Origin of the sequence: Nocardia sp. GP40, from assembly GCF_050434125.1 — a bacterium.
Lineage (GTDB): Bacteria > Actinomycetota > Actinomycetes > Mycobacteriales > Mycobacteriaceae > Nocardia > Nocardia albiluteola.
Genome location: NZ_JBNPVW010000013.1, coordinates 33,939 through 46,796, shown reverse-complemented (window position 1 = coordinate 46,796; position 12,858 = coordinate 33,939). Strand labels below are relative to the sequence as shown.

At 68.3% G+C, this 12,858-nt stretch carries 14 protein-coding genes; 6 read left to right on the top strand and 8 right to left on the bottom strand.

Annotated features, from left to right (window positions below):
* Positions 1–102: 102 nt before the first annotated feature.
* Positions 103–1,035: a D-alanyl-D-alanine carboxypeptidase family protein gene (locus ABH933_RS32630; RefSeq protein ID WP_429421492.1), complete on the top strand. Its 933-nt coding sequence runs from the start codon at positions 103–105 to the stop codon at positions 1,033–1,035.
* Between the two features lie 60 nt (positions 1,036–1,095).
* Here ABH933_RS32630 and ABH933_RS32625 read toward each other — a convergent pair whose 3' ends face one another.
* The gene (locus ABH933_RS32625) at positions 1,096–2,061 is read right to left on the bottom strand and encodes an NADP-dependent oxidoreductase (protein ID WP_429421490.1); all 966 of its coding nucleotides are present in this window, start codon (positions 2,059–2,061) and stop codon (positions 1,096–1,098) included.
* 134 nt (positions 2,062–2,195) lie between these two features.
* Here ABH933_RS32625 and ABH933_RS32620 point away from each other — a divergent pair, with 134 nt between their 5' ends.
* A complete protein-coding gene (locus ABH933_RS32620; RefSeq protein ID WP_429421488.1) occupies positions 2,196–2,567 on the top strand; it encodes a winged helix-turn-helix transcriptional regulator in 372 nt (123 codons plus the stop codon).
* 23 nt (positions 2,568–2,590) lie between these two features.
* Positions 2,591–3,007: a hypothetical protein gene (locus ABH933_RS32615; protein ID WP_429421486.1), complete on the top strand. Its 417-nt coding sequence runs from the start codon at positions 2,591–2,593 to the stop codon at positions 3,005–3,007.
* Positions 3,008–3,099: 92 nt separating this feature from the next.
* Here ABH933_RS32615 and ABH933_RS32610 read toward each other — a convergent pair whose 3' ends face one another.
* A complete protein-coding gene (locus tag ABH933_RS32610) occupies positions 3,100–3,963 on the bottom strand; it encodes an SDR family oxidoreductase (RefSeq protein ID WP_429421484.1) in 864 nt (287 codons plus the stop codon).
* 78 nt (positions 3,964–4,041) lie between these two features.
* Here ABH933_RS32610 and ABH933_RS32605 point away from each other — a divergent pair, with 78 nt between their 5' ends.
* On the top strand, positions 4,042–4,707 hold the full coding sequence (locus tag ABH933_RS32605; RefSeq protein ID WP_429421483.1) for a TetR/AcrR family transcriptional regulator: 666 nt from the start codon (positions 4,042–4,044) through the stop codon (positions 4,705–4,707).
* Between the two features lie 81 nt (positions 4,708–4,788).
* Here ABH933_RS32605 and ABH933_RS32600 read toward each other — a convergent pair whose 3' ends face one another.
* Both ABH933_RS32600 and ABH933_RS32595 read right to left on the bottom strand, forming a co-directional pair.
* Positions 4,789–5,433, bottom strand: a complete 645-nt coding sequence (locus ABH933_RS32600) for an ATP-dependent Clp protease proteolytic subunit (RefSeq protein ID WP_429421481.1) — start codon at positions 5,431–5,433, stop codon at positions 4,789–4,791.
* Positions 5,434–5,658: 225 nt separating this feature from the next.
* The gene (locus tag ABH933_RS32595) at positions 5,659–6,516 is read right to left on the bottom strand and encodes a P1 family peptidase (protein ID WP_429421479.1); all 858 of its coding nucleotides are present in this window, start codon (positions 6,514–6,516) and stop codon (positions 5,659–5,661) included.
* Positions 6,517–6,652: 136 nt separating this feature from the next.
* Here ABH933_RS32595 and ABH933_RS32590 point away from each other — a divergent pair, with 136 nt between their 5' ends.
* Both ABH933_RS32590 and ABH933_RS32585 read left to right on the top strand, forming a co-directional pair.
* Positions 6,653–7,591 carry an aldo/keto reductase gene (locus tag ABH933_RS32590; RefSeq protein ID WP_429421477.1) on the top strand — a complete coding sequence of 313 codons (939 nt, stop codon included), beginning with the start codon at positions 6,653–6,655 and terminating at the stop codon, positions 7,589–7,591.
* 16 nt (positions 7,592–7,607) lie between these two features.
* Positions 7,608–8,375, top strand: coding sequence for a hypothetical protein (locus tag ABH933_RS32585; protein ID WP_429421476.1), 768 nt, complete (start codon positions 7,608–7,610; stop codon positions 8,373–8,375).
* Between the two features lie 50 nt (positions 8,376–8,425).
* Here the strand turns inward: ABH933_RS32585 and ABH933_RS32580 are convergent, their stop codons facing one another.
* The 4 genes from ABH933_RS32580 to ABH933_RS32565 form a co-directional block, all read right to left on the bottom strand.
* Entirely contained in the window at positions 8,426–10,048 is a 1,623-nt protein-coding gene (locus ABH933_RS32580) for an MDR family MFS transporter (RefSeq protein WP_429421474.1), read from the bottom strand.
* The gene (locus ABH933_RS32575) at positions 10,045–10,686 is read right to left on the bottom strand and encodes a TetR/AcrR family transcriptional regulator (RefSeq protein ID WP_429421473.1); all 642 of its coding nucleotides are present in this window, start codon (positions 10,684–10,686) and stop codon (positions 10,045–10,047) included. The genes ABH933_RS32580 and ABH933_RS32575 overlap by 4 nt, the downstream gene beginning before the upstream one ends.
* A gap of 353 nt (positions 10,687–11,039) precedes the next feature.
* A complete protein-coding gene (locus ABH933_RS32570) occupies positions 11,040–11,927 on the bottom strand; it encodes an IclR family transcriptional regulator (protein ID WP_429421471.1) in 888 nt (295 codons plus the stop codon).
* A gap of 239 nt (positions 11,928–12,166) precedes the next feature.
* Positions 12,167–12,856: an MspA family porin gene (locus tag ABH933_RS32565; protein ID WP_429421469.1), complete on the bottom strand. Its 690-nt coding sequence runs from the start codon at positions 12,854–12,856 to the stop codon at positions 12,167–12,169.
* Between the last annotated feature and the right edge of the window lie 2 nt (positions 12,857–12,858).

Genomic DNA, 12,858 nt, shown 5'->3' with positions numbered 1-12,858 from the left:
GACGCTCCAGGGCACGACCGGACGTGATCCGCCCCCACTGGCAACGCGTGTTCGGCGGGCAAATCCCGCGTTTCGATCGAACCTCACGGCACAATGTGCCCCATGCAGTCATTTGCCAGAATGATGCTTGCCGCCCTCGCCGGCGCACTGACCGTGGTCGGCGGATCCGCCGCCGCCACGCCCACCGCGTCCCACACTCAACTGTTCCCCCAGCCCGTGGCCGAGCCCATGGGAATCCATGCGCAGGAGGCGCAGCTCGCCGACGCGACCACCGGCCTTCCACTGTGGTCGCGGCAGGCCAACACCCCGGCCCCAATCGGCAGCCTCGTCAAGGTGATGACGGCGCTGGTCGTGCTCAACTCCGGCGACCTCGACCGGAATATCACCGTGCCGCCGGGCATCATCGCCTACGACGCCAAGTACGACGGCAGCACCGGGGGCCTGGTGCCCGGCGAGGTGCTCACCGCGCGGGAGCTGCTCTACGCGATGCTGCTGCCCTCGGGCTGCGACGCCGCCTACGCCCTGGCCGAGTCGTTCGGCCCCGGCCAGGACGCGTTCATCGCGAAGATGAACGCCGCCGCACGCCAATTCGGCATGGCGGGAACGCATTTCAGCGATCCCAGCGGGCTTCCCAACCCGACCGACCGCGCCACCCAGTCCACCCCCGCCGACCTGGTGAGGCTCGGCATGCGCGCGATGAACCTCCCGGCCTTCCGCGACGTCGTCCGGCTGCGGAGCTATCACCTGCCCGCCGCCCCCGGCCACCGCGACCACGTCTGGCAGACCACCAACCGCCTGCTGAGGGACTACCCGGGCGCCACCGGCATCAAGACCGGCAGCACCGACGCCGCGGGCACCTGCCTGCTCTTCGAGGCCGTCCGCGCAGGCCACCCTCTGATCGGCGTGGTCCTGCACAGCTCCCCCGACGACGGCGCCGTCGCCGCGTCCGACGCCGAACACATGCTGGACTGGGGCTTCGGCCCGACGGTCAGCGCACTGCCGCTGCTGAGCGTGCTGCCGTTCGGCGCACGGTAGTCCGGCCCCCGCGGCTAGCACTCGACCCGCGGGGGCGAAACTCGCTGTGGCCTAGGCGGTCTAGGCAACCCGCAGCACGAGCTTGCCGCGCGTGCGGCCGTTCTCACCCCGGTCGTGCGCGGCGGCGGCCTGTTCCAGCGGAAAGACCTCCGCAACCTCCACCCGCACCTGCCCGTCGTCGATGAGATCCGCGATCCGGGCCAGGGCCGGACCGTCCGGCTCCACGAGGAAGGGCGTCGACCGCACGCCGAGTTCCGCTGCCGCGTCGGCCAATTCGGGGGAAACCCCGCTGGGGACGGCAACGATCACGCCGCCCTGTCGCAGCACCCGCAGCGAGCGCGACGAGGTCTTGTCATGCTCGTCGCCGACCAGATCGATGACGACATCGACATCGCCCACGGCATCCTCGAACCGGACCGTGGTGTAGTCGACGACCTCGTCCGCGCCGAGCTGCCGCAGCCAATCGTGGTTCCTGCTGCTCGCCGTGGCAATCACTTGGGCGCCAAGGTGTTTCGCGAACTGGACCGCGAAATGCCCCACCCCGCCCGCGGCGGCATGCACGAGCACGCGCTGTCCCGCCCGCACGTCGGCGGCGTCCACCAGGGCCTGCCAGGCGGTCAGGGCCGCCAGCGGCACGGCCGCGGCCTGCTCGTGATTCGCGGTGACCGGCTTGCGGGCGAATTGCCGCGACGGGGCGGTCACATACTCGGCATAGCCGCCGGCCGTGTGCGGAAACCGTGGCATGCCGTAGACCTCGTCGCCGGGCCGCAGCGCGGTCACGCCGAAGCCGACCGCCTCCACCACTCCGGAAACGTCCCAGCCGAGCACGAGCGGCGGCTCGCCGAGCACCCCCGCCATCCCGCCGCCGCTGCGGGTCTTCCAATCCACCGGGTTGACCCCCGCCGCGTGCACCCGCACCAGCACCTCGGTCGGCAGCGGCTCGGGGCGGGGCACCTCCCGCACCCGAAGCGCGCTCGAATCGCCGAAACTCTCCAGTACCACCGCACGCATCGTGTCCGCGGACATCGCGTCACCTCTCGATTCGTGGAAGACCTCGGGCGGTCTCCCTGTTGACGGAGGTGAAGGTATCCCCGAGGGGGTACTTACCATCAAGAGCTGCAACTTTCCTCGAGGAAAGCTGCCTGGTGAGGAGATCAGCAATGCCGACAAGCTGCCCGACCGGACGGCACGCGCACCACGACGTCTACTCCACACAGTGCCCGTGCCGGCCGATGTTGGATCTGCTCGCGAACAAGTGGTCCGCGCTGGCGATCGGCATGCTCGAGGACGGCCCACAACGGTTCGGCGAGCTCCAGCGCCGGCTGCAGGGCATCAGCCCCAAGGTCCTGACCCAAACACTGCGCCGCATGGAGGATTTCGGCCTGGTCGACCGGACGGTCTATCCGGCCGTTCCGCTGCACGTCGAATACGCCCTCACCGAGCTGGGTGAGAGCGCGGCGGTGCCGCTGAACAACCTGCGCGCCTGGGTGGAGCGCAACCTCGACGCCGCCCTGGCGAACGCGGCGAGCTGAGAATGCGGCAGGGCCGCGCGAAGATGAACGCCACAGCGCGCCAATTCGGCATGGCGGGAACGCATTTCAGCGATCCCAGCGGCATCGAGACCGGCAGCACCGACGCCGCGGGCACCTGCCTGCTCTTCGAGGCCGTCCGCGCGGGTCGGCCGCTGATCGGCGTGGTCCTGCACAGCTCCCCCGACGACGGCGCCGTCGCCGAACACATGCTGGACTGGGGCTACCGCGCGGCGTTTCCGCTCCTGAGCGCCTTCCCTTCGGCGGGCCGTAGTCCTTACCCGCGGCCGATTGCGCCTGCTGGATCTCGGTTCCAGATGACGCCTCGAGCCGAGTGCCATTGGCGGCCAACTGATCTCACAGGTCGCATCGAGCCGAACGCCGACGTTGCGGTCCACTCACGATCGACCCGCGATCCCGCAGCACCGACAACATCCAGGTAGCCGAATACCTGCTCGGTCCCGAGCTCAGCACCATTGGCGGCCAACCGATCTCACACAGCCGCATCGGACCGGGCGCCGTGGGTGCGGCACACTCAGGACCGGCCCACGATTTCCTGCAGGACAGACAAGACAGGCGTGGCCGGACGCCCGATCAGCGTCTCGAGCTCGGGGTCGGTGGCGGCGAACTCCCCGCGGCGCGAGGCGTGGAACATGCCGAGCAGCAGGTCCGCCTGGGCGGCGGGGACGCCGTGGGCGATCATCGTGGCGGTCCATTCGGCGTCGTCGGCGACGACGCGACGGATCGGGCGGCCGGTGAGTTCGCTGAGCATGGCGGCGATGTCGGCCAGGTCGTGGGCGGTGGGCGCGGTCAGGGGCGGGGTGGGGCCGTCGAGGCGGCCCTCGTCGGTGAGCAGGGTCGCGGCCGCCTCGGCGAGGTCGGCGTGCGTGGTCCAGGAAACGGGGCCGTCGGCCGGTGCGACGAGTTCGCCGGTCTCGAGCGCGCCGCCGAGCAGGCGCGCGATGGTGCCGGCGTAGAAGCCGTTACGCAGGGCGGTGAACGGTGTGCCGGTCGTCGCGAGGTAGCGCTCGGTGGCGGCATGGTCGGGCATCGGCGCGAAGCGCGAATCCGCCGCCGCGCCTTGATGACTGGTGTACAGGATGCGTTTCGCGCCCGCCTCACGCGCGGCATCGATCGCCGCGACATGCTGCGCGACCGCCGCGTGGCCCGTCGAGCCCGCCGAGACGACGAGCACCTGCGACGCGCCCTCGAACGCGTCGGCCAGCGACCCAGGATCGCCGTACTCGCCCCGCCGCACGCGCACTCCGCGCACGGCTAGCGTGCGGGCCGTGCCGGTGTCGCGCACGCTGACACCCACCCGCTCGGCGGGCAGCCGCTCGAGCAGCCTGCCGACGATCCGGGAGCCGAGCTGGCCGTTTGCGCCGGTAACGATGATCATGATGCATCCTCTCGTGGTATTAACACTGATAATATCAGTGTTAATAACGACGATAGCAACGATGATTATGATGGCCACATGGCAGAGACGAAGTCCGGGACCAGGCACCAGACGCGGGCAACCATCGTGGAGGTCGCCGCGCAACTCCTGCGTGAGCAGGGCCCGCAGGCGGTCACCATCCGCGCGGTCGCGCAGGCGGCCGGCCTGCAGCCCCCGACCATCTACCGCTTCTTCGAGGACAAGGACGCGCTGCTCGACGCCGTCGCCGAACATGTCTTCGCCACCTACGTCGAGGCGAAAGCCGTCGCGCCGGACAGCGATCCGGTCGCGGACCTGCGCGCCGGATGGGACATGCACATCGACTTCGCCCTGGCCAACCCGGCCGTTTTCGGCCTGCTCACCGATCCGCACCGCAGCGGGCACTCACCCGCGGCGGCCGCCGGGGTCGAGGTGCTGCGCACCCGAGTGCGCCGCGTCGCCACGGCGGGCAGGCTCCGGGTCGGCGAGCGGCGAGCCGTCGAGCTCATTCACTCCGCCGGCACCGGCGTCCTGCTGACGCTGCTGGCCACGGCCCCGCGGGACCGCGACCCCGGCCTCGCCGACGCGATGTACGACGCGGTGACTCGCGCGATCCTCACCGATGCCCCCGCACCCCCCGAGCCCGTCGCGCTCGATCCGGCCGCCCTGCCCGGGCTCACCACGGCCGAACGCGCCCTGCTGTCCGAATGGCTACAGCGCCAATGAATTCCGCGCATCGCACCCCGCACATGCGAAGGGCCGCGGTTCCGTGCGGAACCGCGGCCCTGGACGGCGCAGCGTCGAGAACTACTTCGCGGCGACCGGCGTGCGGCTGATCACCTCGTCGACCAGACCGTAATCGCGGGCCTCCTCGGCGGAGAACCAGCGGTCGCGCTCCGAATCCTCGGTGATCTGCTCGGGGGTCTGCCCGCTCAGCTCGGCAATAAGGGTGGCCATGCGCAGCTTCATGCGGCGCAGCCGGTCGGCCTGGATCTTGATGTCCGACTCGCTACCACCGATCCCGGACGACGGCTGGTGCATCAGGATATCGGCGTTCGGCAGCGCGTGACGCTTGCCGCGCGCGCCCGCCGTCAGCAGGAACTGACCCATCGACGCGGCCATGCCCATCGCGTAGGTGGCGACGTCGCAGGAAATCAGGTTCATCGTGTCGAAGATGGCCATTCCGGCAGTAATGGAACCGCCGGGAGAGTTGATATACATCGAGATATCGGCGTCCGGATCCTCCGCGGCCAGCAGAAGCATCTGAGCGCACAGTTTATTGGCAATCTCGTCGTCCACTTCCTGACCCAGGACGATAATTCGCTGGGCGAGTAGGCGATCGTACAGAGAATCACCCCAAGAAAGCCCGCCCGACGCGGCCCGGTTGACGGGCGTAGCGGAGAAGCCGGACCCAACGACGGGCTCGGCCGCTGCCTGCCTGTTCTCGTACATACCCACGTGCTGCTCTCTTTCTGTCACTGCACTCCGACCTGCCGAGCCTACTCTAGCCGGGTCCGGAGCACTGGTGTCCGCTGGTACCAACGGGTTCGCTGAGAGCGTAGGTTCCCCCAGCGGTCCGTGGGCGTGAACGAAATATCGAAACCGGCCCGCCATTCTGTATTTTTCCGCGGGATCCGCCCGAATTATTCCGAACCCGGGCAATGCGCTGGGAATGGCTCAACCCACCGAGCGGATTGCCTCGGCAACGGCGGCGAGCGCCAGCAGCCGGACCGTATCGACCGCGGCGTCGACCGAACCGGTGGCCGCGGCAATGATGCCGTCGCCGTCGAACCGGGTGTGCGGGGGCGTGAGCGCGCGGGCGAGCCCGTCGTGCGCGCCCTGGGCGACGATATGGCAGCCGACCTTGTCCAGGCGGGCGTTGGTGATCACAGCACCGATGGTGGTGTGGGTGCGCGGCGCGGCCGCCTCCCGCAGCGCCTCGAAGATCGCGGCCGAGTCCAGGGATATCCCGGCGCGGCCGTCGTCGATGTCGCCGAAGGCGTTGACCGCGCACACCGCGACGACCACCAGCTCGCCCAGAGTCTTTTCCGCACAAACGATCCCGCCGGGCCGCCGCTCCGGCCCCCGCCACTGCGAGGTGTACGCGCCGGTGCCCGCGCCCACCCGCCCGCGCAGAATCTGCTCCCCCGAGGCCGCCGCGGCCGCGGCATATCCGTGCTCCGCGGTGGGCCGCACGGCCGGATCGCCCGCGGCCAGATCGAACAGCGCCATCGTCGGCACGATCGGCACCCGCCCGCCGGGCGTGACGACGCCACGCCCCTGCTCCTCGAGATAACGCATCACCCCGTCGGCCGCCGCGAGCCCGAAGGCCGAGCCCCCGGTCAGCAGAATCGCGTCGACGGAATTCACCGTCTTGTCCGGCGCGAGCAGATCCAGCTCCCGGCTGGCCGGCGCACCGCCGCGCACCTCACAGGAGGCGACGGTCCCCTCCGGCAGCGTCAGCACCGTGCACCCGGTCTCCGCCGCCGGATCCGACCAGTGCCCCACCCGCACCCCGGCGATCCCGATCGTCATATGCCCTCCGATTCTCGACGAGTATCTCCGATCATCGCATTGGCACCGTCCGTCCCGACGCCGCCGTAACCGCACCCGGGAGCATTCATCGGACACGTCCCGGCATCGACCAGTCGGGCCGCACTATGTTGGACGAATGGCGCAACTCGGAACCACCGACCTCGACATCTACCCGCTCTGCCTTGGCGGCAACGTCTTCGGCTGGACCTCGAATCGCAACGAATCGTTCCTGGTCCTGGACGCCTTCACGGCCGCGGGCGGCAATCTGATCGACACCGCCGACGCCTACTCCGCCTGGGTGCCGGGACATTCCGGCGGCGAGTCGGAGACCATTCTCGGCGAGTGGATGGCCTCGCGCGCCAACCGCGACCGGGTGTTCATCGCGACCAAGGTGGCCAAGCTTCCGCAGCGCCCCGGCCTGAGCGCGAGCAATATCCGTGCGGCCGCGGAGGATTCGCTGCGCCGCCTGCAGACCGATCACATCGACCTGTACTACGCGCACCACGACGACACCGAGGTGCCGCTCGAGGAAACCCTGGCCGCCTTCGACGAGCTGGTCCGCGCGGGCAAGGTGCGCCATCTGGGCGCCTCCCAGTACACCGCGCCGCGGCTGGCCGAGGCGCTGGAGATCTCCGAGCGCGAGGGCCTGGCCCGCTACCAGGTGGTACAGCCCCACTACAACCTCGTCGAGCGCGAGCACTACGAGGGCGACCTGGCCGACCTGTGCGTGCGCGAAGAACTCGGCGTGCTCCCGTACTACGGCCTGGCCATGGGCTTCCTGACCGGAAAGTACCGCCCCGGCGACCAATTCGCCGGAAACAGCCCCCGCGCCGCCGGCGCTCGCGGCTACCTGAACGAGCGCGGCATCGCGATCCTGGCCGCCCTCGACGAGATCGCCGCCGCCCACGCCGTCCCGGTCGCATCGGTCGCCCTGGCGTGGCTCCGCGCCCGCCCCGCGATCGTCGCCCCCATCGCCAGCGCCCGCGTCCCCTCCCAGCTCGATGCCCTGCTGAAGTCCGCGGACCTGGACCTGACCACGGCAGAGGTCGACGCGCTGACCGCCGCCTCGGAGTAGTCCACCTCGCGAATCGATGGCCAACATCTCGACCGTATTCGTTCGCGCCGAGCAATGGCCGGACCGCGCGGAAGATCTTTCTCCCGCCGATCTCTACGAGGTCCTCCTGCGGCGCAATCACGGTTCCACCTACAACGTGCCACTGTGGGAGAGCACCACCGGCAACACGATCGACGTGCAGTTCGGCGCGAAATGGGGCGCCGGCTGGGCCGCGAAGGAGCTGCAGGACCGGTTCGGCGACCAGCTGCGTTCGGTCTGGGTGCGCTGGACCGATGACGTCGACCTTCTCGAGTACCGCACTTTCGACACCAGCGGCGCGGGCAAGTGCCCCTACCGGTTCGACGAGATCCGGCTGACCCCGGCAATCGAGGCACTGGCCGCCTCGACCGCGCCCCCGGGGTGGTCGGTGTCCCCCCTCGGCTGGCGCTCGGTCGACGGCCCGCGTCGCAGGTTCGCCGACAACTGCCGCACCGGCTTGTCACTGTATGTCGATCCCGGAGTGCCGACGACGACCTCGACGACGCGCGCGGCCACGAACTGGCTGTTGAGCGACGACTGGCTCACCTTCTACTGGCCGAACCTCGGTGTGCCGGAATCGATCACCGATTACATCCGGTCCAACGACGAGGGGCTGCACCGCGTCGAGGTGTGCTGGCGGGGCGTGCCGGTCGAGACCTCGATCCGCATGGGTTCCGGCCCGGACGATGGCTGGACGTTCTGGGCCGCCGACGACTGGACGACCTGCGCCGACGACGAATTCGTGCACTACTTCGGCAACGAGTAAAGGCGCTGTCATCCGAATGCCTTGGATGACAGCGCCCTTCGTCCCGATCGTCAGCGCTCGGCGACGAGCTCCGAATTTGGGTCCTGCTCGGAATCGCCTGCGGCAGTGGCATTCTCCTCCAGCACCGCCTCGCCGCGCGCCACCATCCCGGCCTCGTCGGACAGTTCCACGTGCGGAATGAACAGCGCCAGCACGAACGCCAGCACCGCGCCCGGAATGATGTACCAGAAGCCCGGAACCAGCGCGTGCACATACGCCCCGACGATCGCGTCGTGCAGATCGGCGGGCAGATGCTTGACCACCGCCGGCACCAGATTGCTCGGATTCAGGTGCGAGCTGACCACTTCCGGCATGTGCGAGGTGAACGCATCGGTCAGCCCCGAAGTCAGCCGGCTGGTGAAGATCGAGCCGAAGATCGCGACGCCGATCGCGCCACCCATCTCCCGGAAGTAGTTGTTGGCGCTGGTCGCGGTGCCGATCTGGCCGGGCTCCACGGCATTCTGCACCACCAGCACGATGATCTGCATGATCAGGCCCAGGCCCGCGCCGATGACGGCCAGCTGCGCACCCACCACCCACATCGCGGTGTGCGCGGTCAGCTGGGTCAGCCAGAGCATGCCCACGATCATCAGCAGCCCGCCGATCGGCGGAAAGACCCGGTAGCGACCGGTTTTGGTGATCACGCTCATCGAGGAGATCAGCGTGATCATCATGCCGACCATCATCGGGATCAGCAGCAGCCCCGAGATCGAGGCCGAAACCCCGGTCGCCATCTGCAGATACGTGGGAATGAACGCCAGCGCCGCGAACATCGTCAGGCCGACGATCAGCCCGATCGCCGAGGTCAGCACGAAGGTCCGGTTGCGGAACAGCCACAGCGGCAGCATCGGCTCCTCGGCCCGCGCCTCCACGGCCACGAACACCCCGACCACGATCACCAGCGCCGCGACCATCCCCAGGATCGTCGCCGAGCCCCACGCGTATTGCTTACCGCCCCAATCGGTGATCAGGATCAGCAGCGCCGTCGCGGACGACATCAGCACGGCGCCAAGGTAATCAGGCCGGGCCTTGGGACGATGGGTCGGAATCGACAGGTACCGCGCGGCGATCACCAGCGCCACCAGCCCGATCGGCACGTTCAGCCAGAAGCACCACTGCCAGCCGAGATGATCGGCGAACAGGCCGCCCAGCAGCGGCCCGGCCACCGAGGTGATGCCGAAGATCGCGCCCATCGGGGCCATGTACTTGCCGCGATCCTTCGCGGGCACCACATCGGCGATGATGGCCTGCGCCAGGATCATCAGACCGCCGCCGCCCACGCCCTGCAGCCCGCGGAACACCACGAATTCCCAGAAGCCCGTGGACATTGCCGCGCCGATCGAGGCCGCGGTGAAGACCGCGATCGCGAACAGGAACAGCCAACGCCTCCCGAACATGTCGCCGAACTTGCCGTAGATCGGCATCACGATGGTGGTGGCGAGCAGATACGACGTTGCGGTCCAGGCCATGTACTTGACCCCGCCGAGATGGCCGACGATGGTCGGCATCGCCGTGCCCACGATCGTCTGGTCCAGCCCGGCCAGGAACATGCCCGCGATCAGCGCGGAGAAGATCAGCCAGATTCTCTTCTGCGTCAGGACAATCGGCGGTGGTGCTGCATCCGTGGTGGTCATCCCCGTCTCCCGTGGTCGGTGGTCTTGCCGGTGGTCTCGGACGCGAACAGCCGGGCGGCCATCGCGCGGTAGTCGTGCACGGCCTCGCTCAGCGACCGCTCCGGGTTCTGCCCGAGAGCCATGGCCGCGCGCATCGTCAGCATGGACATCAAAGCCGCTGTGAACGCGCCGAATTCGGGTGAGAGATCATCGCCCATCCGGGCGGACAGCAGCTCTACGACGGCGGTCTCGTGCTTGGCGCCTGAGGCGACGAATCCGGCCAGCACCCGCGGCTCGTCCCGGATGATCTCGCTGACCTGCTCGATATCCGCGAGCACGTCCTCATCGAATCCGGCCATGTAGAGCTGAATCAGATCCTCGAGCAGCTCCCCGGTCGGCCCGCCCGCGACGAATTGCGCACGCGTCTGCGGTGTTCCGATCTCGCCGACGGGCCCAACGACGGCGTCCAGCTTGGTCTCATAGTAATTGAAGAACGTGCGCGGCGACACCCCGACCGCCTTGGCGACGTCCTCCACCGTCGTCGCGTCCATCCCCCGCTCGAGCACCAGCCGCCGCGCGGCCCGGCACAGGTCGAGCCGGGTCTGATACTTCTTCTGCTCACGCAGCCCGACGGGCGCCTCGTGTTCGAACAGGGACATGCCCAGAAACTAGCACAAACTGCAAAATTTCAGAAAGTGCAACTTCTGTGAGCCGGGTTACACCCGACACCCCGCCCCGTCGGCGAGCGCTGCGCGAGATAAAGGCCGGCCATCCGGCACCCTCCGTAGATGCCGAGAAGTCACTATGAACGGAACCGTCGTTCGGCGTAATAGAACGGCGAATAACATGACCGTGCCCGCCGGACAAAAATTTCCGAGGTTCCGGTCCGGCGGGCACTGATCAATACCCTAACCACGCGAATCCGGGGCGCCCACACGTCTTTCCATCAAAGGATCCGCGATTCACAGCGGCGATCAGCCAGTGCCGCAACTGATTCCCAAATGATGCATAGCTACAAATTTGCTGCAATGCTCGCGCTACCAACCGCAGCGGGCCCGTACCGTAACTCCCGCCCTGGTGGTCCCGGGTTATGTTGTAACTCCTCGGCTCCCTCAGAATCCCCCGAATCCGGCTGCCACTTCGGCGTGTTCCGATCCGCCAGCGCCCGACTGATCTGCGCCCCCGTGGTGCGGATCATCGGCACAACCGCCCGGGCCGCCTCGGTATTGGGCACGATCGCCGACAGCGCCGCCACCACCTCACGCCCGGTCGAGCGCACCGGCACGGCGATCGCGGTATTGGCCGGATCGATCAATCCGGGACAGTAGGCCGCACCCGTCCGGCGGATCTCCGAGAGCAGCGCGCGCAGCGCCTGGGGATCGGTGACGGTCCGTGGCGACAACGGCGGCAGCGGCCCGGACAGCACGGCCTCCTGCAGCCCCGACGCCGAACAGGCCAGCAGCACCAGCCCCGGCGCCGAGGCGTGCAGCGGCAGCCGCGATCCGGGCCCATTGAGCACGGTCGGCACGGCATGGGGCGCGGAGAGCAGCTCGATGAACATCACCTCGAACCCCTGCCGCACGCTCAGGTGCACGTTCTGCCCGATCCGCGCGCTGAGCTCGGTCATGTAGGGCGTCGCCACCCGGACCAGATCCCGGGTCGGGGCCGCGCGCGAGACCAGTTCCCACATCCGCAGTCCGATCCACACCCGCCGGTCGGCGTCGCGCTGCAGCCAGCCCCGGTCCACGAGCTCGGACACCATCCGCGACACGGTCGGTAACGAAAGCCCGGTCCGCTTCGACAGTTCGGAGACAGTGATGACCGGATTATCGTCCTCGAACGCCTCGAGCAGGCGCGACAAGCGCGAGAATACCGACTCCCCATTGGAATATCTGGCCATAGAACGACTTACCTCCGGTTTATCCGGGACACCCGACTACGCGCCCGCAACGCTGCGAGCGCTACCGGTTCCGACTTTTTCGGATCGCGCTGTCTGCCCCCTGGCCCACCGCTTAGAGTTGTCTGTGAATCCTTTAGACTTGCAAACAATGAAATCCCGGAGAGTGGGAATTACATACAAGGAAACCCCTGTGATGACACATTTATGTGCGCGATCACAGGGGTTTCCCGGTGCCCGAATTATCCGATACTGAACGGCTTCCCGTAGACGGTCACGTATCCGATCGACGATTTCGTGTACACCTTCGCCTGCGCGAACGACCGCGCCTGCGCGTAGCCGCCGCAGCCGTCCACCGCCCACTGCTCGTCGTGCCAGGTCAGGCTCTGGTGCGGGCCCGGAACGGACTGCCACGAGTAGTGGCTGTCCACGCCGAAGTCGTCCGGCTGCTCGATGTCGAGCAGGTCCAGTTCCTTGGCCTGACCGGCCGCGAGGGTGAGCGTCGTGGAGCCGGTGCCGGTGGCGGATACCGAGTTGCTGCTCGGGTCCGCGGTGGCGCTGGCGCCCACGCCGTTGGTCATGCCGCCGGACAGGTCGACCTGACAGCCGACGATGTAGCCGACGATGAGGTGGGTGGAAGTCTTCGGGTCGCCGGCCGCGCCGCCGGTCAGGTTGACCTGGGCATGTCCGCTGGTCCAAGCATTGCGGCTGAGCGGGGTCGCGACCATGGACGGGTTGATGTTCGCCGATTCACCGGTGATGTCGACGTGCACGACGGTGCCGTCGCCCATGGTCTGGGTGATGTGGCTGTCGGGTAGCGGCACGAAGGTGTCCGCGTTGGCCGCGCCGGTCGAGAGGAGTCCCACGGCCGCGACGGCGGTGGCCCCGATGCCTGCCAGACGGGCGAATGCACCCATACGAATTGTTTTCATTG

Bases quoted from the DNA above. Each gene is read 5' to 3' on its own strand.
- ABH933_RS32580 (WP_429421474.1), bottom strand. From the start codon at position 10,048: ATGACCACCACGGATGCAGCACCACCGCCGATTGTCCTGACGCAGAAG.
- ABH933_RS32615 (WP_429421486.1), top strand. From the start codon at position 2,591: ATGAACGCCACAGCGCGCCAATTCGGCATGGCGGGAACGCATTTCAGC.
- ABH933_RS32620 (WP_429421488.1), top strand. From the start codon at position 2,196: ATGCCGACAAGCTGCCCGACCGGACGGCACGCGCACCACGACGTCTAC.
- ABH933_RS32625 (WP_429421490.1), bottom strand. From the start codon at position 2,061: ATGTCCGCGGACACGATGCGTGCGGTGGTACTGGAGAGTTTCGGCGAT.
- ABH933_RS32605 (WP_429421483.1), top strand. From the start codon at position 4,042: ATGGCAGAGACGAAGTCCGGGACCAGGCACCAGACGCGGGCAACCATC.
- ABH933_RS32630 (WP_429421492.1), top strand. From the start codon at position 103: ATGCAGTCATTTGCCAGAATGATGCTTGCCGCCCTCGCCGGCGCACTG.
- ABH933_RS32610 (WP_429421484.1), bottom strand. From the start codon at position 3,963: ATGATCATCGTTACCGGCGCAAACGGCCAGCTCGGCTCCCGGATCGTC.
- ABH933_RS32600 (WP_429421481.1), bottom strand. From the start codon at position 5,433: ATGTACGAGAACAGGCAGGCAGCGGCCGAGCCCGTCGTTGGGTCCGGC.
- ABH933_RS32575 (WP_429421473.1), bottom strand. From the start codon at position 10,686: ATGTCCCTGTTCGAACACGAGGCGCCCGTCGGGCTGCGTGAGCAGAAG.
- ABH933_RS32590 (WP_429421477.1), top strand. From the start codon at position 6,653: ATGGCGCAACTCGGAACCACCGACCTCGACATCTACCCGCTCTGCCTT.
- ABH933_RS32570 (WP_429421471.1), bottom strand. From the start codon at position 11,927: ATGGCCAGATATTCCAATGGGGAGTCGGTATTCTCGCGCTTGTCGCGC.
- ABH933_RS32595 (WP_429421479.1), bottom strand. From the start codon at position 6,516: ATGACGATCGGGATCGCCGGGGTGCGGGTGGGGCACTGGTCGGATCCG.
- ABH933_RS32565 (WP_429421469.1), bottom strand. From the start codon at position 12,856: ATGAAAACAATTCGTATGGGTGCATTCGCCCGTCTGGCAGGCATCGGG.
- ABH933_RS32585 (WP_429421476.1), top strand. From the start codon at position 7,608: ATGGCCAACATCTCGACCGTATTCGTTCGCGCCGAGCAATGGCCGGAC.